The following is a 19,915-nucleotide window of genomic DNA, read 5'->3' as shown; positions in this document are numbered from 1 at the left end:
TGGGGCGCATCACGGGTCACACGGCCTGCGGGGCGGTACGCCGTACTGCGGTGAAACGGCGCCTCCACTCCCGGAAGCGGCGCTTCGTGTCGTCACCGCCCCCGCCGTTCCACCAGCGCCAGCCGAACCAGGCGACACATGTGGCGTCGACTGCCGCCCATAGCTGATCGCCGTCCAGGGTGCTGTCGATCCAGTAGGCGATGTTGCACAGGGCCAGCACCCCGTCGACGTGATGAGCACGAAGGCTGCCGGTGAGGAAGCCGGCGACAGCGCAGACCGCGAACGCAGCGCCGATCATGGTCAGGGACATGAGGCTGGTTCCTTCAAGCGGGGGCTCCGCGCGGCGGCGATCACGAGGGGTCCTCCTTGCTGAGGTGCTTGCGGGCCCGGGCTATCGCGACCTGTTCACTGACCTGCGCCGACACGTGCTTGTTGAAGACCGTTGAGTTGGGGGCGGGCTCGGGCGGGATGGCGCGGCCGGGAACGATCTGCCAGCCGCACGTCCACACGTGACGGCAGTTGGGGCAGCTGTAGCCCGCGATGATCCCCTCCGCGCCGTCGCGGAGCGCCGACTCGGGGAACACGTCGTAGGTCGGGCAGTTCTCGCACGCATCCGCGTATAGCGGGTTGTGGTCGGTCATGACGCCTCCGGAAGGTCGTCGCGGGGCTGGGTGTGGAGGCCGCTGCTCTTGTCGGCGAACGGGTTGAACGGCATGTGGGCCATGTCGCGCACTCGTGCGTAGTGGCCCTGCCAGGCGGCGGTGATGGTGGTGCGCTGGCCGCCGCGGTGCTTGTCGACGATGAGGTCGACTTCACCAGCCCGGGGCGATTCGGGTTCGTACATGTCGGGCCGGTGGATGAGGATCACCATGTCGGCGTCCTGTTCGATGGCCCCGGATTCGCGGAGGTCGGCGATGGTGGGCCGCTTGTCGGTGCGCTGTTCGGGGCCGCGGTTGAGCTGGGAGAGGACGATGACGGTGATGCCGAACTCTTTGGCCATGAGCTTGAGGCCGCGGGACAGGGCGGACACGGCGACCTGCCGGTTCTCTGCTCTCGGTGCGTTCATCAGCTGCAGGTAGTCGACGATGACCAGGCGTAGGCCCGCAGTGCGGACGAGCCGGCGTACCTGGCCACGCAGGGACGGCAGGGAAACGTGGGTGGCGTCGTCGATGTAGAGCGGGGCGGCGGCGATGCGCTGGGTGGCATTGATCAGCTTGGCGGCGCCTTCGTCGCTGGTGGTGCCGTGGCTGACGTCATGCAGGGGAACTTGGCATTCGGCGGACAGAAGCCCGGCCATGAGTTCGTCTTCGCCCATTTCCAGCGAGGTGAACAGGGTGGGGATGCCGTTGGCGATGGCGGCGGCGCGGGCGAAGCCCTGGCCAACGGTGGTCTTGCCGACGCCGGGGCGGGCGGCGGTGATGATGAGGCGCCGGCGGGCGAAGCCGCCGCCGGTGAGCTTGTCGAGGTCGACGAGGCCTGTCGGGATGCGGTCGTCTTTGGTCCTCGGGGTGATGGCCCGTTCCACGGCTGCGGCAAGGAGGTCAGCGACGGGGCGCGCCAGGCTGCCGGTCTGCCCGCGGACGACGTTGTCGAGGTCGGCCTGGGCGGCGGCGAGGTCTTTGTCGGGGTCGAAGGCGGGTGAGTATCCGGCGTCCTGGAGGCGTTCGCCGGCGTCGATGGCGCGGTTGGCTTCGGCGGTGCGGGTGACGCGGTCGGCGTACCAGCTGGCGGATGCGGGGAGCGCTTCGTCGTAGAGGCGGCAGAGTTCGACGCTGCCGTAGGGGGTGATGGGCAGGTACTTGTCGGCGCGCCATTTCTGGAGTTGCCGGTCGACTTCGTGCCAGGGGATGGAGGCGTCGGTGAGGCTGTTGCGGATCTCGTCGACGGCGTACCAGACCCAGGCGAGGCGCTGTTCGGTGAAGTCGACGGGGTCGAAGGTGTCGGCGAGGGTGTCGATGAGGTCGGGGTTGGCCATGACGGAGGCGGCGATGATGCGCTCGCCGAGGATGTCGCGGGGCCGGCGCCGCGTTGTCTCGGGGTCTGCGGGGGCGTCGTCCCAGGGGCTGTCGTTCATCGCTGGCCTGCCTGACGGTGGTCGGTGCCGTCGAGGACTTGGACGGTGCACATTTCGGTGAGGCGGGAGGCGACGCGGGGTCCGGTCCAGTCGGCGAGCTTGCTGGGCGGCACGTCGGCGGTGATCAGGATGGGGCGTTCTTCGACGTAGCGTTCGTCGATGAGTTCGTAGAGCCGTTCTTGGGTCCACATGGTGGGCTTGGCCGCGGCGACGTCGTCGAGGATGAACAGGCCGCAGGTTTTGGCGGCTTCGAGGACCGTGTACGGGCTGGCGGGGGCGTCGGGCCTCAGGGCGTCGAAGAGTTCGGTGGCCCGGTGGGCGGTGACGGTCGGCAGGTAGCGGCAGGCTGGGTCGGCGAGGCAGGCGGCTGCCCACAGCTTGGCGGCCTGCCAGGCGAGGTGTGTCTTGCCGCGCCCCATGGGGCCGACGATGGCGAGGCCGGCGGCGTCGAAGCCGTTCTTCGCCCACAGGGCGGTGGTGTCGGGGACGGGTACGGCGCGCCGGTAGCGGGCGGGGGTGGCCGTGTCGATGCGGGCGAGGGCTGCGGCGCTGCGGTCGCGGAGCCATTGCTCGTCGGCGGGGTCGAAGCTAGCTGGCGAAGCCACGGTAGAACTCCTCGGTGTCGTAGGTCTGGTGCTGGGGGCCGCCGTTGACGGCAGGCGCTTCAGGGCTCGCCGGCAGCGGGTCGTCGTAGCTGCCGTTGTTGAGCCACGTGGCGGAGTACGGCGTGAAGCGGTTGGCCTTGCCGCCGAGATGGTCGGCGTAGGCCTTGGCTGCCTTGACGATGTGGCCGGGGTCTGCTCCGCGGTCCAGGGCGTCGCGCCAGGCGCGCTTCGTCTTCTCGGGCTGCATGCAGTTCGGGTAGTAGACCCAGAACTCGCCGAAGGCGGGCCAGTGATAGTTGCGCTCATCGGATGTGGCGCCAGAGGCGGCCGAGGCCCGCGTGTTCGCGCGGGACGTATGTGTCTCTCTCTTGTAGTTAGGTTCATCTTTTGGTTTGGGTGACGTGGACGTCACCCCATCCGCGACGTCCACGTCACCGGTGACGTGGACGTCAGGGGTGACGTCCACGTCACCCGTCCCCAGCGTGCCCGCGCCCTCTGAGCTGCCCCTTTTCCCGTTTGCACTTCTATGCGGCGGCCTAGGGGTGACGCCCACGTCGGGGGTGTCATCGGCGTCACCGGTGACGTCCACGTCACCGGTGACGTGGACGTCACCCCAGGTACCATCTGAGCTGGTCTTTTGTCCGCCGCGCCGACGGGATGACGTCAGCGTCACCCGTGACGCCCGCGTCACCTCATCCGAACCCGCACGGCCCCCTGGAACGACTCGCTCTAGGGCGAGGTCGTAGACCTCCGGACGCTTCCCCTCAGGAAGGTGGGCCGCCTTCGACTGGTCGCCTAGCCGGATCAGACCGAGATCACGGAGTTGCTTGAGGTCGCGTTGGACGGAGCGCTCGGCCTTGCAGGTGTACGCGGCCAGCCGGGCAACTGACGGGTAGGCCCCGCGGCCTTTCTTGTCAGCATGGCGGGCCAGCCCGCTGAGCGTGGCGACGAGTTGCGCGGGCATTGGTGGCGCGAGTTCGAGTGCCCAGTCCATGGCCTCAGTGCTCACTTCGTTCTCTTCTCGGGAGGGGTGTCTCGGCTGGCTGCTGGTGGTTCTGGGACAGCCCTCATGGAGGCTTCAGCAGGGCCCGGCTGGGGCCCTGGATGCAGGTCCACCCTACTCCTGGGTGCCCGTCAAAGCGATGGGCACCTTGCTGCTTCACAGACCAGGCCAGGTGCCCATCGATCGCACGGTCAGCTACGCTGGGCTCATGACGACGAAGGGAACGACCGGCCGCGTGGTCCGCGTCGAGAAGGAGACGTGGGCCGCCTACGGCGAGGCCTGCGCCGCAAAGGGCCTGTCGCGCGCCGCTGACCTGCGCGTCTACATCAACCGGGAGATCGCTGCGCACAAGCGCCGTCTCGCCACAGAACAGCGCGTCTCCGATTCCTGACATCCCTCCTCCTCCCTGTCTCCCGGCCCCGCGGTTTCCTGCGGGGCTGTGTCGTGTGTGGGGTTAGCGCCGGCCGTCCTGCCAGCACGACGGGCAGATGTCGCGTCCGTCGCGTGTTCGTCGCCAGCCCTGCCGTCGGAGTCGCCGTCGGACGGTGACGGCTAGCCGGCCTTCGGGGCTGTGTTCGTTTCCGCACCGGCCGCGGACCGGGTGGGCGGCGTCGCAGACGAGGAAGGCATGGAAGCTCATGCGGCGGCTCCGGTGCTGTTGGTGTGCGCTTGATGACACCGTTCGCAGGCGGTTTCGTGGTGCCGCTGGTGGCGGAGGTATCCGTCGCTGGTGCCGCAGGCCGCGCGTTCGGTCTTGTCGGCGAGGTGGGCGGGCAGGAAGCATTCGCGTCCGCAGTCGGATGTCACGTTTCCGTTGGGTTCGTGGCCGCGGCCGGCGATGAAGGCAGCCTGTTTCGGCGTGTACTTGTGACCGTTGACGTAGATGTGCTGGGGTCCGGTCCAGGCCAGGTGTCCGCCGTACAGGGGCGTGGTGTGGGTGTCGACGAGCTCTTGGAGGGTGCGCGGCTTCCGTGGCTGGCGTACTCGTTCGACTCGCTGGAGGAGGGCTTCTCGCGGTTCTTTGTAGCGCTTTGCTGCCCGTTTGATGCTGGCGCGTTGCCGTTCGGTGAGGCCGCCGTAGATGCCGGCGGGGATGTTCTCGTCGAGGGCGAACTGGAGGCAGGCTTCGGCGACGGGGCAGCGTTGGCAGATGTGTTTGGCCTGCCTGATGACGAGGGCCCAGGGGCCTTCGGTGCCGCGTGGATGGAACAGCTCGGGGTCTTCGTCGAGGCAGGCGGCGTTGTCGCGCCAGGTGCTGGTCACGCCGCCTCCCCGAAGATCGCTGTGTACTGCTGGCGCATGAGCCGGTCTTCGACGTGCCGGGGGTGGATGCAGCCGGCATGTCCGCAGCCGGTGGTGACTTTTCCGACGGGTGGCCGCTGGTGGGCCACGTTGAAGGCGATGCGGTGGACGCTGTGCTTGCGCCCGCCGTGGCGGATGCTGACGCTTTCTCCGGGGCGGCCTGCGGGCCAGGTCAGGTGTCCGTCGTCGGTGGGTTCGGCGCGCCGCCAGAAGAGGTCTTCGGGGCTGGCTGCGGGGGTCATGCCGGGCTTGTGGCGGGGCAGGCCGAGTTGGGTACGCAGGTCGCGTGCGCGGCGGCGGCTGACGTGGAGCTGGCGTTCGATGGCCTTGTCGGAGTAGCCCGCGTGGAGGAGTTCGGTGATGGCTGCGGTACTCATGCGGCTGCCTCCATGTTCTGCTGCTTTTCGCGGAGGCGGAGGCTGCCGAGGCAGGGTGCGCATAGCCCGCGGCCTGCCCGTGCCCTGCGGCATCCGGGCTGTGTGCACAGTTCGTTCGGGCTGAGGAGTCCTTCTTCGGCTTCGTACTGTTTGACGAGTCGCTCGTACAGGCAGAGCTGGACGGAGACGGTGGCGCGTGGCACGCCGGTGCGGCGCAGGTGCAGGGCGGCTTCGCGGAGTTCTCGCCAGTCGAGTGATGCGGGTGCGATTTCCTTGCGGAGGACGCGTTCCACGGCGATCCAGTCGATGGTGTCTTCGGACGGTTCGGCGGGGGGTGTGAAGCGGATTCCGGTCGGGATGGCCCTGGTGCCGCAGACGCGCGCCTCGCGGGTCGTGGGCCTCATACTGGTCACGGCTGCCTCCTCTCGGGGTTGTAGGCGGGCAGGTTGTACATCTCGTCGAGCTGGTGGATGGAGCGCTGCCGGGCTTCGCGTAGGTTGCGGGTGGCGTGGTGTCGGGCGAGGGCCCAGCGCAGGCCGCGGCGAGCGGCGTGGAAGAGCCCGGCGACGATGAGTGCGGGTGCGAGGAACAGCAGGGCGTCGGCGAGGTGGTCAACGACCGTCGCGTTCGTGGCGAGGACTTGCCCGGTGAGGGTCATCTGGTCGAGGAGGGTCACGGCTGGCGTCCCTCCTCGCGGTTGTGGAGGTCGAGGCTGTTGGCGCGGAAGCGGCGAGCGATCTCGCGGTCGACGGCCTGCTGCTGCCGGCGTCGGGTGCGGCTCGTGTGGATGCGGTCGGCGGTGTACCAGAGGGCCGCGGTGATGGTGGACAGGATGGTCAGCCAGAGGATGACGGCGAGTCCCTGGGCGGCGAGGATGATCGTGCTGCGGGCGCTCACGGCTTGATCTCCCGAACCTCGATGCGGGCCTGGCGGCACAGGCGCGCGCAGTTGCGGGTGCCGTAGGAGGGTCCGCGCGGGCTGGGGAAGACGAGGGCTTGGTGAGCGCGCGGGAGCGTGGCGACCATCTCGGCATTGCGGCGGGGTCCGGCGGCCGGGCAGTACGTTGCGAGGAGACCGGGATGGTGGACGTCACCAGGCTTCTTGCGGCGGCGATGGGCTGCATCGGCCGGGCAGTCGGTTGTGCAGTGGTCCCAGTCGGCGGGGTACGGCTCTTCGGTGACGCCGGCGAACTGCCCGACGGCACCGATCCAGCGGTGGATTTCCTGGTCGACGGACTTTTCGCCAGGGCAGGCGCCGTGCCTGACGATGACTGGCACGTTGCGGACGATCTCTTCGAGGATCAGTCGGGCCAGTGTGTAGCTGGCGAATCCCGGGTCGGGGTGGTTGCGCGAACCGGCAACGATGACGATCAGGGGGCCCTTCATGCGGCCCTCCCGCTGCGCGGGGCGAGTCCGAGGACGATGGCGGAGGTGCAGGGCCAGTCGACGCTGTGGCGAAGCCAGGGGCCCGGGCTTGCGGGGATGAGGCGCATGCATCGGATGCAGACCTCGCGCTCCTCGATATCGCCGCAGTGTTCGCAGCCTCCGCAGTACCCGTCGTTGATCCAGACGGGCTCGTGGCCGAAAGGCTCGGCGCCCGGAAGTTCCCGCAGGTGCTCGGGTACGCAGGCGAGGCAGGGCAGCTTGCCGTCGATGGCGGCTTTGGTGGCGCTCATTCGGCGCAGCCGGTGAAGGATGGGCATCCGGTGTGTGCAGTACGTGTCGCAGCCGCAGTCCAGGTCGTTGAGCTGCTGGGCGCCCTCGAAGTGCTTGCATGCCTGGTCGAAGTGGTACTTGCGGCCTCCGCTGGAGGAGTACACGATCGCCCCCATCACGCGGCCTTCCGTTCGGCGCGGGCGGCTGCCCTGTCCTCGCGGCGTCGCCGAGCAACAGCCTCACGGCGGTCGGCGGGAACGCCGATCCAGATGTGGACGAGGCTGCCGTTGGCGCGGCTGCTGCCGCCGTAGCCGTGGTGGCGGATGATCCCGGCGTCGAGGAGGTGGCGGGGTAGTCCGCCCCACTGGCTGGCCGGGCGCGGGGGGTCGGGGAGGTTCTTGGCGGCGGCGACCTCGGCGACGGTGAAGGGGAGGCCGGTGTCGGCGGCGGCCTCGAATGCGGAGGTGACCGCGTCGAGCCACGCTTCGTAGTCGTCGATGATTCGGCGGCTGACGGATGGGGCCGGTGCGGCGAGTTCGGTGCCGTCGAACGCGGGCTGGATGTGGGTCACGACTCGGCCTCCTCATCGGCGGGGATGGCCTCGATGCGCAGGCCGGGTTGCTCTGTGTGGACGCTGTGGGTGCGTCCGTCGGGCGCCTTGACGATGAAGCCGAGGCCGCGGTTACCTGCGCTGGACCACTGCCAGGCGTCGGCGATCTCGCCGACGAACGTGACGCAGACCTTGGTGCCCTTGCGGGCCAGTGCCCGTAGTCGGCCTTCCTCGTTGCTGAGGGCGTGCATGGGACGCGGCTTCGGCGCGTGCATGACGGTGACGCGGGTGGGGCGCAGGCCCGGCACCGGGTTCTGGCAGCGGCAGGCGACCTGGTCTGGGGTCGGCGGCTGGACCTTGCAGGACTTACGGCAGCGACCGCAGTACCAGACCAGCAGCGTCGTCTCGGGGAGCTTGCTCACCACGCCACCCCCGTCTCCTGCCGGAGGGCGGCGTTGACGGTCTCCTCGTCGGGCGTCCAGATCCCGAGGCGCCCCTTGGCGGGCACGGGTTGGGGCAGGGCGATGACGTCAGCGAGCGTCCAGTGGTAGACGGCGTCCTGGCCCCACGGCCCGCAGCAGGTGCCGTCGTCGGACCAGTGGCAGCCGGTGATCGTGGCGACGGCGACGACCGCGGAGTACACGTCGAGGTGGTCGCCATACACGACGGCCCACTTGTCGCGCTCCGCTCCGGCGTGGATGAGGATGCGGGCGCCCTCATGCTTCGCGGGCAGCTTCCATGTACGGTTCTCGACCCGCTTCGTCTGATGGGCGATCGCGCCCGCATAGGGCTGCTTGATCGTGAGGGCGCGCATCACCGCCCACCTCCCGGCCGTCGCAGGACGGTGACGGGGATCGCGCCGGGTGTGCCCTCGGGAACGTACACGAGGCGCCAGGAGTCGTCCCATGCGCAGCTGCACGGGTGGTCGGGGTGCGGGTGCCGAAGGAACACGGCGTGCCGGCGTTCGGGGAGTGGCTGGCGGAGCGTGGCGTCGTCCGGCTCGTAGTCGCGGTCCTTCAGGTAGGCGGCGCCGGCCGCGCACAGGGCGGTCCAGGTGTGGCCGTGCCCGAGAGCAACGAACTCGATGGGCGGCTCGCCTTCCTCACCAACGCCGGTCAGGTACAGGCCGTCGCGGTGGAGGAACCCGGCGTCGACAGCGTTCTCGGCGGTCGGGGTCCACAGGGCCTCGTCGGGATGCATGGCACCGTCGGTGCCCTCACGGGTGACGACCTCGTACAGGGGGGTGGTCATGACGTGTGGTCTCCTTGTCTGTAGCGGGGCCGCCCGTATTTCGGGTACGGGCGGCCCCGGAAGCGGTTACGGGGCGGGGACTTGGGCTGCTGCGGGCCATGGCGCGGGCGCCGGATCGTCGACGATCTCGGCGTCGTATGCGCCGTCCTCGTCCGGCTCGGGCGCGCGGGGCACATCTGCCTGTGCGGTTTCGGCGTCCTTCTCTGCGGCGATCGCCATGAGCTGCTGCGACAGTTCGTCGGTTCCCTTGCGGTCGACGTGGCCTGCGTCGAGGGCCTGGCGCCACACGTCCCGCACGTCGTCGGACGTCAGCGCCCCCGCAGCGAGAGCCAGGTAGTCCGGGCGGGATGCCTCAATCGCAGCCACAGCACGGCCTGCTGCCGGATCGAGGGCGACTGCGGCCGTCATCGGCCCGGCAAGCGCCTGCCGCGGAGTCACGCCTCGCAGTTCCACGACGACGACCGGAAACTTCTTGGTCTTCCCTTCGCGGATGACCTGCCGGGGCTCAATGCGCAGCGTCACCGGCACGAAGCCGCGGCCGTCGGTTCCGGCGAGGACCATGTCGACCATGCCGCCCCACTCCGAGGCGGCGTAGAACGAGTGGGTCTCGGCCCGCCACATGCCCATCCCGGACAGGTCCGGCAGCATCACGTTGAGCCGGGATGTGGCGGAGCAGACGGTCCCCTTCTTGCGCTGGTGCCACTCCTCGCCGAACTGGCGCAGGCAGATACAGGGCTGGCGCGTGAGGAGCTCGGTCTCGCCGTCGCAACGCCGCTGGCAGCCACCCGCAGACCACATCTCGTTGTACTGGTTGAGTGGGTCCCCGGGTGTGATCAGGGCTTCGATCGAGGAGGCCTTCGTGATGACCCGCCACTGGGCGAGGGTGGAGTTGAGCGGCGTCCAGGGTTCCGGGGTTCCGCCCCACAGTGTGGCGGCGGTCTGGACGTGCTCTTCGGAGTGGGAGGTGATGACCCAGGTCGCCGACCGCATCGGCCGGTTGCCGTTGGTGTAGCCGGTACGTAGCCGGCCATGTTCGGCGGTGCGCCGCTGGATGTTGAGGAGCCGGGAGCCCACGGTCAGGCCACCTTTCGGTAGTTGCGCCACCGCGCCGGGACGGGCTGGTCGGGGGCGAGGAGCGCCGGATAGGACGAGGGGGCGGCGTGGTGCCAGAGGGCGTTGATGAGGGCGCCGCGAAAGGCCTTGTGGGCGCTGCGGTCGGCCGGCATTTCGACGAGGGCGTGAGACTTGGCCCGTAGGTTGAGGACACCGGCCCGCTGGATCTTCGGCATCGGCTGCTCCGTGTCATCGGGGAGCAGGACGGTCTGGCAGTAGCGGAGGGCAGCGAGCTGTTGCGTGTTCTCCGGGTAGACGGCTTTGGCGGAGCGGGTAGCCGAGGTCTTGAAGTCGATCAGCCACAGTTCGAGGGAGCGGTCTTCGCCGGTGGGCAGCCAGATCATGAGGTCTGCGGTGCCGGCGTAGCCGAGGCGCCGGTGGAAGCAGGTGATCTCGGCGGCTTCGACGTGCTTGTCAATGTCGACACCCCAGTAGCCGAGGAAGAGCTCCAGCTGGTGGAGGTACGGGGCAACCTCCCGGCTGACCGCGAATGGGGCTCGCAGGAGTCGTTTCTCGGCGGCCTGGTGGATGAGCGTTCCGAGGTCGGAGGCCTCATCGCGGGCTTGCTTGTGGATTTCCTTGAGCTGCTTGGTGAGTTCGGCACGGTCGGTGATGGCTCGACGAGCGACCTCCATGCGGTGGTCAAGAACCCATTCCAGGGTGACCTTGACGGCCCATGGCATGAGGGCGCGTGTCTTGTTGACGGACGTGTCGAGGACGTTGGTGACGGAGACAAGGTCGGGGCCCCCGGCCGGGTCGGTGTAGTACCGGCCGTTCTCGGTCTCGTGGGCGTGGCGGGGGCTGGTCATCGGGTGCCGCCGTGGAAGTCCCGCAGCGCGTCGCCTGCCATGTGGGCAAGCTGCGCGTCGCTGGCTGTGTAGAAAGCGTCGGGGACGGTGGTGGCATCCCACACGTCGCGCACCCAGCGGGCGTCACCGAGTGCCGTGTGGGCGACGGCTTCAGCGGGCGGTTCGACTTCGACGTGCCGGGATGCCTCGTAGGACTTCCAGGGCCAGCCGACCGCGCCGGCGACCTTCTCGTACCAGGAGGCGTCGCAGTGCTTCCGGGTCCATTCGCTGGCCCGCCCGTACAAGGCGCCGACGGCGAGGGTGGTGACGTCGATGGTGCGGTAGTGCCACGGCTTGGGCTGCTCGTAGTAGCGGCCGAAGAGGTGGGCGATCATCTCGGCGTCGAAGGCGGGGTTCGAGCCGACCATGACGGCGCCGTTCAGGAGGGCGTACAGACGGTGGGCTGCGGTCTGCCGGTCGTCCCAGGTCCAGCCTGGCGCCGAGGTCCGCTCGTGGTAGCGGTTGACCTCCAGGGCCTTCGGGTCGGCGTTGGTGAGGTCGGGCTGCACACGGAAGACGTGCTCGACGTCAGACTGGCCGGGCTGACGGAGGATGACCGCGTACTCCCAGGCGTCGTGCAGGAAGGGGTCGAGGCCGACGGTTTCGGTGTCGACGAAGGCCAGCGGCGGCCCTTGCTTGATGGTGCTGTTGGTGCTCATGTGGCTCGCTTTCAGATGTCGGGTGCCAGGCCCGCTCCGGTTCACGGGGGTTGGGGCGGGCCTGGCGGCGGCCGGAGCACCAGGGGGTGGAATGCTCAACGGCCGGTCTAGGGCGGGGTTAGAAGAGGTCGCCGACGGCTTCGATGAGGTCGTCGATGATGCGGTGGCCGATCCAGGCGAGGAGCGCGACTGCGATACCGATCACGATGGCGAGGCCGATGTGGTGGCTGATCGCGTAGGTGATGACAGCGGTACCGGACCCGAGGATCAGGCTGATCAGGAAGCGGGCCATCAGTCGTCCTCGCAGCCGTCGTGATCGTGGTGGTAGTGGTGGACGGTCTTCGTAGCCGCGGGCTTCGGCTTCACCGTCTTCGGCTTAGCGGCCTTGCCGGGCTTGGGCTTTGGACCAGTCACGGCCCGGGCCTGCACGGTCGACACGCTGGCCGGGGCGCTGCCGCAGTCCGAGTCGTTGGAACAGCCCGTCAGTGTGAGGGCAGAGGCGACGGCCACGGCGGCCAGCAGGGCGATCGGGTGGCGCGTCACCGAAGGATTCCCGCATTCCTCGCTGCGGTGAGCCAGCTGGCGTACTCGCGGGTGATGCCGTCGTACAGTTCCTCGTCGCTGACGCTGCGCGGGTCACGGGCGTGGAAGAAGCCGGCGTTGTCGACGGCCCGGCCTGTCAGGTCGTCGAGGCGCTCCAGGAAGCTGATGCTGTCGCCGAATCCGACGAACGCCCAGAAGATCGGCAGTGAGGACGCCTCACGCAGCATCTGCTCGGCGGCGCGCTTGTCATCAGGCGACCCGTCCGTCTGGAAGATCACCAGCCCGGGCACCTGGACACCAGACGCCTGGTACTGGTAGTCGTCGATAACCTCCTGCATTGCAGCGACGTAGTTCGTCGACCCCCACCGCACCTGCGAGTGGGTCCGGTCGATGATCCCGGTGTAGCAGTCGAGCCGCGCATCGACCGGGCTTTCTGCGCGGGAGCCGAAGTAGACGATCGGGACGGTGCCGTCGTCGTCGAGGTTCGCGGACAGGCCCAATGCCTGCTCGGCGAGGCGCTGGACGCTGCCGTCCCGGTAGAAGCCCTGCATGCTGCCGGAGTGGTCCAGCACCAGGTAGACAGCAGCCTTGGCATCCACGAGCCCGGCCTTGGTGAGGCTGACGGCGGCCTTCTTCGTCAGGTCGACGATGCTCGTGCGCTCGGCGACAGCAGTCGCGGTGTTCTTGCGGAACAGGGACACGGGGGCTCCTTGAGATGATCGGGTTGGGATGCCCCGCCACTTCGACTGGCGGGGCGTTTCTCGTGGTGCCCGCCGCGCCGTGGGTACGGCGACATCCGACGGCGCGGCGGGAGAAGGTGGGGTCAGCCGGGGAGGTAGCGGCGGATCGTGTGGACGCTCACCTGGTAGGCGAGGGCCAGGTCGCGGACGTTCTCGCCCGCCGCGTGCCGGTCGCGGAGTTCATCGATCTGACCGGGCTGGATCTTGCGCGGCTCGTGGTTCGCGGGTGGCGGCGGCAGTCGGCAGCTATGCCGGTCCCGGTCCGTCACGACGCCACGTCCTCGCGGGGCTGGTCGACTGCAGGTTCGATGGGCGTGACAGGGATGACCGGGCCGTGCTCGGCGAGCGCATCCCACAGGGTCGTGACCTGGATGCCCATGGGGTCGGTGGGCTGGTCGTCGGGGTCGATGTCGCGGTGCGGGGCCGGGACGGTGAGCGCCTGAGCGTTGGCGAGGCGGGCACGAAGGGCCGTGTTTTCCACCGCCAGCTGGTCGCGTTCGGCAGTCATGTCGTCAAGGTCCGCCGCTACGCAGACCGCGACAAGCTCAGCCTCGGCCGCCCGCTGCTTCGCTGCCCGCCACGCGGCGTACACGTCGTCGCGGTCCGCGGTGAGCAGCGCGAAGTAGTCGTCGGCCGCGGCCTGCCGGGTCAAGAGCTTCACGTTCTCGGCGCGGAGCTCGGCGACCTTGTCGACAGCACGCCGACTGCCTCCACCCCGCCACAGCTGGGTCATGCTCACTGGTCCCCCTTGATGGACTGGCGGATACGGTTGGCGGCCCGCTGGTCGAGCCAGGTAGTGATCTGGCTGGCAGCGACCATGAGGACTACGAACGCGGCGAGGATCACCAGGACGATCACGTTGGTGGCACTGGCGCTCATACCGGGACCCCCGCTTCGTCCGGGTCGACGTCGGTCACGGTCAGCTCACCTTCCAGCGTCAGCCGGTCGACCTCAGCCAGCAGTTCCGGCACCGCCTCACGGGAATCAGCGATCCACAGGGCAATACCGCCAGCCCAGTCCGGCAGCGTCGCAACGACGTGGCCCGATTCCCGTTCGACGACCTTCCAGTAGGACGGGTCCGCCTCGCCGTCCCCCTCGACGAACGCCGTGTCCCACGGCGCCTGATACCAGTCGCCAAGCTGACAGTCCCGGATCTCCTCCAGGCGTACCGCGGCCAGCGCCCCGGTGCGGATCGACAGCAGCGGAAGTTGCATGCTGATGAGCCGTTCCATCTCGGCGCGCAAGCCGTCCGGCGTGGTGGTGTGGTAGCGGAGGATCGCGAGCCGTGACGCCAGGATCCCGAGGCGGTCCCGGTCCTCACGCAACGTGTTGACCTGAGCCCGAGCGGCTTCGAGGTGAGCGTCGAGCTCTTCGTTTTGCCGCTCAACGATGCGCAGGCGAGACGCCAGTTCACGGACATCCGCCTGCTCTGCGACGGCGTCGACAGTCGGCTCGGTCATCGGGTCCCCCAGGAGAGTCGGACGCCGAGGCGGATCAGCCCGGCGGAGACGGTGAGGCGGATCAGCCCGGCGGAGACGGTGAGCAGCACGGCCGCGAGGGCGGAGCCCAGGCCAAAGAGGCGGATCATGCGGCACCTCCGCACGAGTTGCAGGTGAAGCCCTCGGGCGGCCGGCCCTTGCATGACGGACAGATCACGAGGCCGCACATGACCAGGAACCCGGTCAGGTCGACCTTCAGCGCCTGGACCGTCGCAACCAGAAAGTCGATGGGGATCTCCTTGCGGCGCCCCGACTCGATATTCGCCAGGGCGCCACGCTGGATGGGATAGCCCGCCTCACTGATCTGGTCGGCCAGATTCTGCGCCGAAAGACCCTGCCCCTGACGGAGCTCGCGGATCACGCTGATCGCTGTTGCTGATACGGGGAGAGTCACGACGCCACCGCCTTCGCGTGGCTGACGCTGTACTTCACGTAGTCCCGCGGCTTCGCCGTCCTGGCCCGATGCGCAGCCATCCCCTCGATGAAGCCCGCAACCCACGCAGGATCCGGCAGATCCCGCATCCGCTGGTGGTCGTCGCCACCGTCAGCCGCACAAGCCCGGCCCATCGCAAACGCCAGCATGAACAGCTGCGGATCGTCTGAGGCCCGTGCCCGCCGCTCGGCGGTCTCCATGCCACTCACGCCGCCACCTGCTTCGGGCTGTACTGGTCGTGGACCTTCTGGATTGCGTCCAGGTACGTCTCGCGCATCCACGGCTGCCAGTGGCGTTCCGGCCCGTAGTAGTCGTGGAACTCCTCATCCACGGCGGCCAGGTCACGCTCTTCCAGGTCCTCGGCGCGGACCATGTTGTCGGGGGTCATCACGCCACCGCCTTCGGGGCACTCAGCCTGGCGGCTTGGGTGAACGCGTCGGCGAGGATCCGAAGCGTCTCGGCCGGCGTGCCGTCCATGACCAGCGTCAACTCGGCGCCGATCTGGATGACGTCGATGCCGTTCTCGCCGCGATGCAGCGACACGTGTGGGGTCCCTGCCAGGAAGACCGTCGCGTTCGCGACACGGGTCTCGTTACTCACGCTGCACCTCCACGGGCGCGCTCGTCGTCTGCGATCCGCGCCGCCAGGGCCGCAGACCATTCGGGATAGGAAGCGGGCGTCGAACACGCCTCGGGATGGGTCGCCGCCAGATCGGCCCACGACTTGTCGACCTGGTCGACCGCGTGCTCCTGCTCGGCCTCCGCCGGATGCTCAGCCAGCCACGTACCTCGTCGGCGCACTGCCAGCAGCCACAGGTCCCGGTCCAGAGCCGCAAGCGGCGGGTCCAGATCGGCGATCGAGCGGGGCACCGGATTCGTCGGAGTCGTCATGACGCACCCCCCGACCGACGGTCCAGCAGGTAGTAGCGGCCGTCCTCCGGACCGCACACCAGCAGCAGCCCCTGACGAGCCAGCAACGCGAGATCGTTCTTCGCGGTCCGCTGATGCGGCACGTCATGCCCGTGCTGCTGATACAGCCGCTGCACCACACCCGACGTCCACCGGAAGGACGGCTGCTCCGCCACCGCCGACCGCAGGACTTGCAGACGATCCTCAGCACTCACGACGCCACCACCTGACGGGCCGCGTCGCCTGCTGCGTCGGCAGCGAGAGCGCCTCAATCGTGAAGGTCCCGGCGGTGTGGAACCCGGCGAGGATGAAGCCGTTCATCGCGTCCATGTCGACGATCACCTCGAAGGCACGCGAGGCGATGAACGGGCGGGCATGCAGGGCGATGCTGTTGGCGAGCTGCTCGCCGCCGAAGGAGCGGATGATGGGGGAAGGCGGCGTACTGCCGTCCCGGCCGCCACGGCGGCCGATGCGGTCGAAGGTGACGCGGTACTCGGTGGCGGTCGTCTTCACGATGCCCTCCGGTCCTGCTGCGTGGGCAGCGGGTTGGCCGCGAGGTAGCGGCGGGTACGGGCCATCGACGGGTGGCGGATCTCCGAGGCGCCGCGCGGCGGCCGGTACCCGTCCTCCGCCGCGACCTGGGCGGCCACGTCGTCGACGACCGGCAGCGAGAAGGAGACACAGCCCGAGTAGTGCAAGCCCGGACGCTCAGTGCCGCAATCACAGGTCATCGCACACCGCCCTGAATGACCCGCAGCCCCGGGTCACAGGCGGCGAGAATCTTGTTGGCGCGGGCCAGATCAGCCAACGCGTACTCACGGGCCACCGTGTACCGCGGGCCGCGCGACAAGCGGACGGCGTACTCAGCGGAAGCCGCGTTCCCGACCGCGAGCTGCACCCGCGACGGAAGACTCGAAGCGATCAAGTCAGCGACTCGATCTGGGATGATGGAAGACAAGGTCTGCCTCGCTCTCTAGGGATGGTGAGAGGTGGATCCAGGCCCCGGCTGCCGGGCTTAGGCCCCCGGCGGTTGGGGCCGCATAGCCGCTAAGCGGCAGGGGCCACGGCGGGCGTCGAGTCGACGGGGATGCCGAGGTGTTCGGCGGTGGCGTGGACGCTGAAGCGGAGCGTCCTGCGGTCGCTGGTCTCGGGAGCGAGGTCGACTACGCACCGCTCAAGGAAGACGGGGTCGTTCTCCATGCGGTCGCGCACCCAGAAGTCACTGACCTTGAGCCAGTCCTTCAGCTCGGCCTTCGTGAGCAGTGGCGTGGGGGTGTTGCGCTGGGTCATGGCACCTCCTTTCAGTGAGGGCGGACGATCTTCCGGTGAATGTGGAAACGCGCTCCACAGAAAGATCAGATGGGCCTTTCGGTGAAGAAGTCTTCTGCGGGTCTTTCGAGGGCTCGCGCCACCAGGTCACACGAACGCCGTGAGAACCGGTCGCGTCCACTGGTGCCGGTGGAGACCATGTTGCCGATGGCGGACTGGCTGATGCCGTAGCCGGCCGGGTCGACCTGCTTGGTCTTTTCTGCGAGGCGCTCGATGGACAGTCCGGCCGCCGTCATGGCGTCACGGAGCGGGTGGCCGTTGTCCAGTCGGTGCATGTGGTGCCCCTTCGTGGCCGTCCGGTGATGCCGCGTGGCCGAATGTGGAACCTCAGCGGCGGCTTCGTTTCCACATTCAACGCCGAATGTGGATGGATGTCAAGGGATCTAAGGCGAGGTTGTGCCGTTTGCCGGGGTTTTGGCATATGCGTTGCATCCACATGCGGAAATCAATGCAGGTCACATGGGGGGCAGCGACTTGTAGTGAATGTGGACGATGCCGGATGCTTCTACATGTGGATGACCTGGCGGCTCTGATCGAGCGCGTAATGAGAGACAAGGACTGGACCTTGTCGACCCTCGCCCGTCGCTCCGGCATCTCCACGTCCACGATCCACTCCTGGAAGAGCGGCGACCGCGCAACCGGCAGCCGCGGCCCCAGCCCCGCCCTGCTCCGGAAGTTCGCCGAAGGTGCCGGCCTGCCCGTGGCAGAGGTTTTCGAAGCCGCCGGACGCCACGTCCCCGCCCCCATGGATGACGAGGAAGAGCGGCAGTTCCTTCACCTGCTGCGCACACTCGACGGAACGGACCGCACGATCCTCATGGCAACCATGCGCGCCATGAGCGAGCGCCAGCGCTCCTGATAAAAGATCTTGGCAAGCCAGTACAACCATTGCGCAACTTGCATCTATGCGGCATCAACCCCGTATTGCCGCTTCACGAACGATAGTTGACGGAGGTACCGTCTTACCTCCGCCGTACCCTCCACCTGCGGTCGGGCTCAGTTAGCTGCGTCTGTAGGGGGCTCCATGTGCGCAACCGTTGTTGTGGAGAAGATCAACCCAGCGGCACCCCGGTGGGACCGCAACCGCGTCGCCATCGTGATCGCCCCCGGCCTCCCCCGCAGCGAGGCCATCCGGCAAGTACGAGCCCTCCTTTCCTGGCTCGGCGCCCCCCAGCCGGACCGCGGTGCGACATGCTGGTGCGGCGAGAACGTCCCCATCCCCCGGGCCCTCTCGCGCGTCCCACGGCAGAGAACTGCCGCCGAACGCCAGGAGGTTCACCATGCCGGCTAGGGCCAAGAACAATCCCCGGCAGATCCGCATCAAAGCGTGCGGATGCAAGCACTGCACCGAGAAGTTCAGGCCGGACAGCAAAGCAACACGTAAGGACTGCACCGGCCCCTGGCAGGCCCGCTACCGCGACCCGGCCGGCCGCCAGCGCTCGAAGAACTTCAAGGGCAAGAACGCGAAGGCGAAGGCCGAGGCGCACCTGGACAGCATGCGCGACAAGGTCCGCACCGGCTCCTTCGTCGACCTCGACCGCGGCAAGCTGACCGTCGATGCCTGGCACGAGAAGTGGCGGGTGACGCAGCGGATCGGCGAGAACACCGGCGAGACGGCAGGCAGCGTCTGGCTCAACCACGTCCAGCCCTACTTCGGGTCATGGACGCTGGTCTCGATCGGGAACCTCGACGTCGAGGAGTGGATCGCCAAACTGACCAAGGTCGTCGGGAAGGCCACCATCGACAAGGCCTTCCAGATGCTCGACCGGATGATGACCGCTGCCGTGCGAGACCGCCGGATCGCCCACAACCCCTGTGACGGTGTCCGCCTCCCCAAGGCCGAGCCCAAGCACCCCGATGACATGCTGCCGCCGACCTACGACCAGCTTGCCGACATCCGCTCCCACATGCCCGAGCACCACCATCCCATGCTGATCTTCGCCGAGGAGACCGGGCTGCGCTGGGGCGAGCTGGTCGGACTGCGCCTGTGTCACGTGGACTTCAAGGCCGGCTGTATCCAGGTGCGCGAGACGGTCATCCAGGTGCACGGCAAGCCGCAGCGCAAGCGGTACCCGAAGTCGACCGCCAGCTGCCGCACCGTGCCCCTGTCCGCGCGGGCGGCCAGGATCCTGAAGAAGCACCTGGAGCAGAACCCCGCGGCCGGTACCCGCACATCGCCCGAGAGCGGCATGCACCCGGAAGAGCTTGTCTTCCGCTCACCGCGGGCCGGCGAGAAGTTGAAGGGCAAGACGGTCGAGGGCGTGCTGGGCCGGTCGAACTTCTGGCGGCTGTGGAACGACGCCACGGAGGCGGCCGGGGTGGCGCGCAGGGTGAAGAACCCGACGACGGGCCGGGTCGAGCGGTGGCCGCATGTGCATGATGTCCGTCACGCGTTCGCGTCGCGGCTGCATGCGAACGGGGTGCCGGAGGCTGACGCGCAGAGGATCCTCGGGCACGAGCGAGGCGCGAAGATCACGTGGCTGTACACGCATGCGCGAGCCGACTCCTTGACCCGGGTGCGGGACGCTCTCGACGGTGACCAGCTGAGCCGGGGCGTGTCCTAGCCCGGTCCGCATGGAATCCACATCCCGTCCACTCGCCCACATCTGCGCACATCACTTCACATCACATTGACTCAGGGCCCGGAAGGGCCCTGAGCTGCTGTTTCTTAACCTCCGGGCGTTCCACCTCAGTGGATGAGGCGTCCACAATCACGGCATCTTTTCCCTGTTCAGGTAGTTGTACACGGTGAAGCGGCTGACCCCGAGGGCGGACGCGACGGTCTCCACCCCATGGCGTACGGAGAAGGCTCCGCGCGCCTCCAGGGTCCGTACGACCGACTGCTTGGCCTTGCGGTCGAGCTCGGCCAGCGGTCTGCCGTGGCGGCGCTCCAGGGCGGCCAGGATGTGGTCGAGGGAGTCCGACAGCTGGGGCAGCCGCACCGCGATGACGTCCTCGCCCTCCCAGCTGAGCAGCACGTCGTCGGGCTGGGCCTGGTCGGGGCCCAGTATCTCCGCCCCCATGGC

The 19,915-nt window shown here is 68.4% G+C and carries 41 protein-coding genes and 1 pseudogene; 3 read left to right on the top strand and 39 right to left on the bottom strand.

Annotation, left to right across the window (positions count from 1 at the left end; genetic code table 11):
* Window positions 1–16: 16 nt before the first annotated feature.
* The 5 genes from ABZ404_RS04380 to ABZ404_RS04360 are packed head-to-tail and all read right to left on the bottom strand — an operon-like array spanning window position 17 to window position 3,688.
* On the bottom strand, window positions 17–310 hold the full coding sequence (locus tag ABZ404_RS04380) for a hypothetical protein (RefSeq protein ID WP_358831320.1): 294 nt from the start codon (window positions 308–310) through the stop codon (window positions 17–19).
* A 40-nt stretch (window positions 311–350) separates the two neighbouring features.
* A complete protein-coding gene (locus ABZ404_RS04375; RefSeq protein WP_358831319.1) occupies window positions 351–641 on the bottom strand; it encodes a hypothetical protein in 291 nt (96 codons plus the stop codon).
* A complete protein-coding gene (locus ABZ404_RS04370; RefSeq protein ID WP_358831318.1) occupies window positions 638–2,074 on the bottom strand; it encodes a replicative DNA helicase in 1,437 nt (478 codons plus the stop codon). The genes ABZ404_RS04375 and ABZ404_RS04370 overlap by 4 nt, the downstream gene beginning before the upstream one ends.
* Complete coding sequence (locus ABZ404_RS04365; RefSeq protein WP_358831317.1) at window positions 2,071–2,679, bottom strand: DnaA/Hda family protein; 609 nt, start codon at window positions 2,677–2,679, stop codon at window positions 2,071–2,073. Before ABZ404_RS04365 ends, ABZ404_RS04370 begins: the two co-directional genes overlap by 4 nt.
* Window positions 2,663–3,688, bottom strand: coding sequence for a helix-turn-helix domain-containing protein (locus ABZ404_RS04360; RefSeq protein ID WP_358990118.1), 1,026 nt, complete (start codon window positions 3,686–3,688; stop codon window positions 2,663–2,665). Before ABZ404_RS04360 ends, ABZ404_RS04365 begins: the two co-directional genes overlap by 17 nt.
* Before the next feature lie 202 nt (window positions 3,689–3,890).
* Between ABZ404_RS04360 and ABZ404_RS04355 the strand changes: the two genes are divergently transcribed.
* Entirely contained in the window at window positions 3,891–4,073 is a 183-nt protein-coding gene (locus tag ABZ404_RS04355) for a hypothetical protein (protein WP_358831703.1), read from the top strand.
* Between the two features lie 629 nt (window positions 4,074–4,702).
* On the opposite strand, the pseudogene ABZ404_RS04350 reads toward ABZ404_RS04355, so the two are convergent.
* The 33 genes and pseudogenes from ABZ404_RS04350 to ABZ404_RS04190 form a co-directional block, all read right to left on the bottom strand.
* Window positions 4,703–4,945 (bottom strand): annotated as a pseudogene (locus ABZ404_RS04350) (WhiB family transcriptional regulator); the annotation flags it as partial.
* Window positions 4,942–5,361, bottom strand: a complete 420-nt coding sequence (locus tag ABZ404_RS04345) for a hypothetical protein (RefSeq protein ID WP_358831702.1) — start codon at window positions 5,359–5,361, stop codon at window positions 4,942–4,944. The pseudogene ABZ404_RS04350 and the gene ABZ404_RS04345, both read right to left, overlap by 4 nt.
* On the bottom strand, window positions 5,358–5,774 hold the full coding sequence (locus ABZ404_RS04340) for a hypothetical protein (RefSeq protein ID WP_358831701.1): 417 nt from the start codon (window positions 5,772–5,774) through the stop codon (window positions 5,358–5,360). Before ABZ404_RS04340 ends, ABZ404_RS04345 begins: the two co-directional genes overlap by 4 nt.
* Window positions 5,771–6,037: a hypothetical protein gene (locus tag ABZ404_RS04335; RefSeq protein ID WP_358831700.1), complete on the bottom strand. Its 267-nt coding sequence runs from the start codon at window positions 6,035–6,037 to the stop codon at window positions 5,771–5,773. The genes ABZ404_RS04340 and ABZ404_RS04335 overlap by 4 nt, the downstream gene beginning before the upstream one ends.
* The gene (locus ABZ404_RS04330; protein ID WP_358831699.1) at window positions 6,034–6,258 is read right to left on the bottom strand and encodes a hypothetical protein; all 225 of its coding nucleotides are present in this window, start codon (window positions 6,256–6,258) and stop codon (window positions 6,034–6,036) included. The genes ABZ404_RS04335 and ABZ404_RS04330 overlap by 4 nt, the downstream gene beginning before the upstream one ends.
* Window positions 6,255–6,746, bottom strand: coding sequence for a hypothetical protein (locus tag ABZ404_RS04325; protein WP_358831698.1), 492 nt, complete (start codon window positions 6,744–6,746; stop codon window positions 6,255–6,257). The genes ABZ404_RS04330 and ABZ404_RS04325 overlap by 4 nt, the downstream gene beginning before the upstream one ends.
* On the bottom strand, window positions 6,743–7,192 hold the full coding sequence (locus ABZ404_RS04320; protein WP_358831697.1) for a hypothetical protein: 450 nt from the start codon (window positions 7,190–7,192) through the stop codon (window positions 6,743–6,745). The genes ABZ404_RS04325 and ABZ404_RS04320 overlap by 4 nt, the downstream gene beginning before the upstream one ends.
* Window positions 7,192–7,587, bottom strand: coding sequence for a hypothetical protein (locus ABZ404_RS04315; protein ID WP_358831696.1), 396 nt, complete (start codon window positions 7,585–7,587; stop codon window positions 7,192–7,194). The genes ABZ404_RS04320 and ABZ404_RS04315 overlap by 1 nt, the downstream gene beginning before the upstream one ends.
* On the bottom strand, window positions 7,584–7,991 hold the full coding sequence (locus ABZ404_RS04310) for a hypothetical protein (protein WP_358831695.1): 408 nt from the start codon (window positions 7,989–7,991) through the stop codon (window positions 7,584–7,586). The genes ABZ404_RS04315 and ABZ404_RS04310 overlap by 4 nt, the downstream gene beginning before the upstream one ends.
* Entirely contained in the window at window positions 7,985–8,380 is a 396-nt protein-coding gene (locus ABZ404_RS04305; RefSeq protein WP_358831694.1) for a hypothetical protein, read from the bottom strand. Before ABZ404_RS04305 ends, ABZ404_RS04310 begins: the two co-directional genes overlap by 7 nt.
* Complete coding sequence (locus ABZ404_RS04300; protein WP_358831693.1) at window positions 8,380–8,817, bottom strand: hypothetical protein; 438 nt, start codon at window positions 8,815–8,817, stop codon at window positions 8,380–8,382. Before ABZ404_RS04300 ends, ABZ404_RS04305 begins: the two co-directional genes overlap by 1 nt.
* Window positions 8,818–8,883: 66 nt before the next feature.
* Entirely contained in the window at window positions 8,884–9,891 is a 1,008-nt protein-coding gene (locus tag ABZ404_RS04295; protein ID WP_358831692.1) for a hypothetical protein, read from the bottom strand.
* A 2-nt stretch (window positions 9,892–9,893) separates the two neighbouring features.
* Window positions 9,894–10,739 carry a hypothetical protein gene (locus ABZ404_RS04290; RefSeq protein WP_358831691.1) on the bottom strand — a complete coding sequence of 282 codons (846 nt, stop codon included), beginning with the start codon at window positions 10,737–10,739 and terminating at the stop codon, window positions 9,894–9,896.
* Window positions 10,736–11,437, bottom strand: coding sequence for an exonuclease domain-containing protein (locus tag ABZ404_RS04285; protein WP_358831690.1), 702 nt, complete (start codon window positions 11,435–11,437; stop codon window positions 10,736–10,738). Before ABZ404_RS04285 ends, ABZ404_RS04290 begins: the two co-directional genes overlap by 4 nt.
* A 118-nt stretch (window positions 11,438–11,555) precedes the next feature.
* Window positions 11,556–11,729 carry a hypothetical protein gene (locus tag ABZ404_RS04280; protein WP_358831689.1) on the bottom strand — a complete coding sequence of 58 codons (174 nt, stop codon included), beginning with the start codon at window positions 11,727–11,729 and terminating at the stop codon, window positions 11,556–11,558.
* Window positions 11,729–11,980, bottom strand: a complete 252-nt coding sequence (locus ABZ404_RS04275; RefSeq protein WP_358831688.1) for a hypothetical protein — start codon at window positions 11,978–11,980, stop codon at window positions 11,729–11,731. Before ABZ404_RS04275 ends, ABZ404_RS04280 begins: the two co-directional genes overlap by 1 nt.
* On the bottom strand, window positions 11,977–12,681 hold the full coding sequence (locus ABZ404_RS04270; RefSeq protein ID WP_358831687.1) for a VWA domain-containing protein: 705 nt from the start codon (window positions 12,679–12,681) through the stop codon (window positions 11,977–11,979). Before ABZ404_RS04270 ends, ABZ404_RS04275 begins: the two co-directional genes overlap by 4 nt.
* A 122-nt stretch (window positions 12,682–12,803) precedes the next feature.
* Window positions 12,804–12,989, bottom strand: coding sequence for a helix-turn-helix domain-containing protein (locus ABZ404_RS04265; RefSeq protein ID WP_358831686.1), 186 nt, complete (start codon window positions 12,987–12,989; stop codon window positions 12,804–12,806).
* Complete coding sequence (locus ABZ404_RS04260; protein ID WP_358831685.1) at window positions 12,986–13,459, bottom strand: hypothetical protein; 474 nt, start codon at window positions 13,457–13,459, stop codon at window positions 12,986–12,988. The genes ABZ404_RS04265 and ABZ404_RS04260 overlap by 4 nt, the downstream gene beginning before the upstream one ends.
* Window positions 13,456–13,599, bottom strand: coding sequence for a hypothetical protein (locus tag ABZ404_RS04255; protein ID WP_358831684.1), 144 nt, complete (start codon window positions 13,597–13,599; stop codon window positions 13,456–13,458). Before ABZ404_RS04255 ends, ABZ404_RS04260 begins: the two co-directional genes overlap by 4 nt.
* Window positions 13,596–14,180, bottom strand: a complete 585-nt coding sequence (locus ABZ404_RS04250; protein ID WP_358831683.1) for a hypothetical protein — start codon at window positions 14,178–14,180, stop codon at window positions 13,596–13,598. The genes ABZ404_RS04255 and ABZ404_RS04250 overlap by 4 nt, the downstream gene beginning before the upstream one ends.
* Window positions 14,177–14,308 carry a hypothetical protein gene (locus ABZ404_RS04245; RefSeq protein ID WP_358831682.1) on the bottom strand — a complete coding sequence of 44 codons (132 nt, stop codon included), beginning with the start codon at window positions 14,306–14,308 and terminating at the stop codon, window positions 14,177–14,179. Before ABZ404_RS04245 ends, ABZ404_RS04250 begins: the two co-directional genes overlap by 4 nt.
* Window positions 14,305–14,580, bottom strand: coding sequence for a helix-turn-helix domain-containing protein (locus tag ABZ404_RS04240; RefSeq protein ID WP_358831681.1), 276 nt, complete (start codon window positions 14,578–14,580; stop codon window positions 14,305–14,307). The genes ABZ404_RS04245 and ABZ404_RS04240 overlap by 4 nt, the downstream gene beginning before the upstream one ends.
* Window positions 14,581–14,609: 29 nt before the next feature.
* Entirely contained in the window at window positions 14,610–14,852 is a 243-nt protein-coding gene (locus ABZ404_RS04235) for a hypothetical protein (RefSeq protein WP_358831680.1), read from the bottom strand.
* Window positions 14,853–14,857: 5 nt separating this feature from the next.
* Entirely contained in the window at window positions 14,858–15,040 is a 183-nt protein-coding gene (locus tag ABZ404_RS04230; protein ID WP_358831679.1) for a hypothetical protein, read from the bottom strand.
* Window positions 15,040–15,252 (bottom strand): hypothetical protein, encoded by a 213-nt coding sequence (locus tag ABZ404_RS04225; protein WP_358831678.1) that lies wholly within the window; start codon window positions 15,250–15,252, stop codon window positions 15,040–15,042. The genes ABZ404_RS04230 and ABZ404_RS04225 overlap by 1 nt, the downstream gene beginning before the upstream one ends.
* Entirely contained in the window at window positions 15,249–15,542 is a 294-nt protein-coding gene (locus tag ABZ404_RS04220; RefSeq protein WP_358831677.1) for a hypothetical protein, read from the bottom strand. The genes ABZ404_RS04225 and ABZ404_RS04220 overlap by 4 nt, the downstream gene beginning before the upstream one ends.
* A complete protein-coding gene (locus ABZ404_RS04215; RefSeq protein ID WP_358831676.1) occupies window positions 15,539–15,775 on the bottom strand; it encodes a hypothetical protein in 237 nt (78 codons plus the stop codon). Before ABZ404_RS04215 ends, ABZ404_RS04220 begins: the two co-directional genes overlap by 4 nt.
* Entirely contained in the window at window positions 15,765–16,073 is a 309-nt protein-coding gene (locus tag ABZ404_RS04210) for a hypothetical protein (protein ID WP_358831675.1), read from the bottom strand. Before ABZ404_RS04210 ends, ABZ404_RS04215 begins: the two co-directional genes overlap by 11 nt.
* Entirely contained in the window at window positions 16,070–16,258 is a 189-nt protein-coding gene (locus ABZ404_RS04205; protein ID WP_358831674.1) for a hypothetical protein, read from the bottom strand. Before ABZ404_RS04205 ends, ABZ404_RS04210 begins: the two co-directional genes overlap by 4 nt.
* A gap of 29 nt (window positions 16,259–16,287) precedes the next feature.
* The gene (locus ABZ404_RS04200; RefSeq protein WP_358831673.1) at window positions 16,288–16,518 is read right to left on the bottom strand and encodes a hypothetical protein; all 231 of its coding nucleotides are present in this window, start codon (window positions 16,516–16,518) and stop codon (window positions 16,288–16,290) included.
* An 89-nt stretch (window positions 16,519–16,607) separates the two neighbouring features.
* Window positions 16,608–16,850, bottom strand: a complete 243-nt coding sequence (locus ABZ404_RS04195) for a hypothetical protein (RefSeq protein WP_358831672.1) — start codon at window positions 16,848–16,850, stop codon at window positions 16,608–16,610.
* A 65-nt stretch (window positions 16,851–16,915) separates the two neighbouring features.
* Entirely contained in the window at window positions 16,916–17,164 is a 249-nt protein-coding gene (locus ABZ404_RS04190) for a helix-turn-helix transcriptional regulator (protein WP_358831671.1), read from the bottom strand.
* Window positions 17,165–17,400: 236 nt separating this feature from the next.
* Here ABZ404_RS04190 and ABZ404_RS04185 point away from each other — a divergent pair, with 236 nt between their 5' ends.
* On the top strand, window positions 17,401–17,748 hold the full coding sequence (locus ABZ404_RS04185; protein ID WP_358831670.1) for a helix-turn-helix transcriptional regulator: 348 nt from the start codon (window positions 17,401–17,403) through the stop codon (window positions 17,746–17,748).
* Window positions 17,749–18,169: 421 nt separating this feature from the next.
* Window positions 18,170–19,453, top strand: a complete 1,284-nt coding sequence (locus ABZ404_RS04180; protein ID WP_358831669.1) for a site-specific integrase — start codon at window positions 18,170–18,172, stop codon at window positions 19,451–19,453.
* Between the two features lie 147 nt (window positions 19,454–19,600).
* Here the strand turns inward: ABZ404_RS04180 and ABZ404_RS04175 are convergent, their stop codons facing one another.
* A complete protein-coding gene (locus ABZ404_RS04175; protein ID WP_358831708.1) occupies window positions 19,601–19,912 on the bottom strand; it encodes a helix-turn-helix domain-containing protein in 312 nt (103 codons plus the stop codon).
* Window positions 19,913–19,915: the final 3 nt, after the last annotated feature.

Origin of the sequence: Streptomyces sp. NPDC005878 (assembly GCF_040629815.1) — a bacterium.
Classification (GTDB): Bacteria; Actinomycetota; Actinomycetes; order Streptomycetales; family Streptomycetaceae; genus Streptomyces.
Note: the sequence above shows the minus strand (reverse complement) of the source record. Positions and strands in the feature narration are given on the sequence as shown.

Bases quoted from the DNA above. Each gene is read 5' to 3' on its own strand.
- ABZ404_RS04380 (WP_358831320.1), bottom strand. From the start codon at position 310: ATGTCCCTGACCATGATCGGCGCTGCGTTCGCGGTCTGCGCTGTCGCC.
- ABZ404_RS04375 (WP_358831319.1), bottom strand. From the start codon at position 641: ATGACCGACCACAACCCGCTATACGCGGATGCGTGCGAGAACTGCCCG.
- ABZ404_RS04370 (WP_358831318.1), bottom strand. From the start codon at position 2,074: ATGAACGACAGCCCCTGGGACGACGCCCCCGCAGACCCCGAGACAACG.
- ABZ404_RS04355 (WP_358831703.1), top strand. From the start codon at position 3,891: ATGACGACGAAGGGAACGACCGGCCGCGTGGTCCGCGTCGAGAAGGAG.
- ABZ404_RS04345 (WP_358831702.1), bottom strand. From the start codon at position 5,361: ATGAGTACCGCAGCCATCACCGAACTCCTCCACGCGGGCTACTCCGAC.
- ABZ404_RS04325 (WP_358831698.1), bottom strand. From the start codon at position 6,746: ATGAAGGGCCCCCTGATCGTCATCGTTGCCGGTTCGCGCAACCACCCC.
- ABZ404_RS04320 (WP_358831697.1), bottom strand. From the start codon at position 7,192: ATGGGGGCGATCGTGTACTCCTCCAGCGGAGGCCGCAAGTACCACTTC.
- ABZ404_RS04305 (WP_358831694.1), bottom strand. From the start codon at position 8,380: ATGCGCGCCCTCACGATCAAGCAGCCCTATGCGGGCGCGATCGCCCAT.
- ABZ404_RS04300 (WP_358831693.1), bottom strand. From the start codon at position 8,817: ATGACCACCCCCCTGTACGAGGTCGTCACCCGTGAGGGCACCGACGGT.
- ABZ404_RS04290 (WP_358831691.1), bottom strand. From the start codon at position 10,739: ATGACCAGCCCCCGCCACGCCCACGAGACCGAGAACGGCCGGTACTAC.
- ABZ404_RS04285 (WP_358831690.1), bottom strand. From the start codon at position 11,437: ATGAGCACCAACAGCACCATCAAGCAAGGGCCGCCGCTGGCCTTCGTC.
- ABZ404_RS04280 (WP_358831689.1), bottom strand. From the start codon at position 11,729: ATGGCCCGCTTCCTGATCAGCCTGATCCTCGGGTCCGGTACCGCTGTC.
- ABZ404_RS04255 (WP_358831684.1), bottom strand. From the start codon at position 13,599: ATGAGCGCCAGTGCCACCAACGTGATCGTCCTGGTGATCCTCGCCGCG.
- ABZ404_RS04250 (WP_358831683.1), bottom strand. From the start codon at position 14,180: ATGACCGAGCCGACTGTCGACGCCGTCGCAGAGCAGGCGGATGTCCGT.
- ABZ404_RS04245 (WP_358831682.1), bottom strand. From the start codon at position 14,308: ATGATCCGCCTCTTTGGCCTGGGCTCCGCCCTCGCGGCCGTGCTGCTC.
- ABZ404_RS04235 (WP_358831680.1), bottom strand. From the start codon at position 14,852: ATGGAGACCGCCGAGCGGCGGGCACGGGCCTCAGACGATCCGCAGCTG.
- ABZ404_RS04230 (WP_358831679.1), bottom strand. From the start codon at position 15,040: ATGACCCCCGACAACATGGTCCGCGCCGAGGACCTGGAAGAGCGTGAC.
- ABZ404_RS04220 (WP_358831677.1), bottom strand. From the start codon at position 15,542: ATGACGACTCCGACGAATCCGGTGCCCCGCTCGATCGCCGATCTGGAC.
- ABZ404_RS04195 (WP_358831672.1), bottom strand. From the start codon at position 16,850: ATGACCCAGCGCAACACCCCCACGCCACTGCTCACGAAGGCCGAGCTG.
- ABZ404_RS04190 (WP_358831671.1), bottom strand. From the start codon at position 17,164: ATGCACCGACTGGACAACGGCCACCCGCTCCGTGACGCCATGACGGCG.
- ABZ404_RS04180 (WP_358831669.1), top strand. From the start codon at position 18,170: ATGCCGGCTAGGGCCAAGAACAATCCCCGGCAGATCCGCATCAAAGCG.
- ABZ404_RS04175 (WP_358831708.1), bottom strand. From the start codon at position 19,912: ATGGGGGCGGAGATACTGGGCCCCGACCAGGCCCAGCCCGACGACGTG.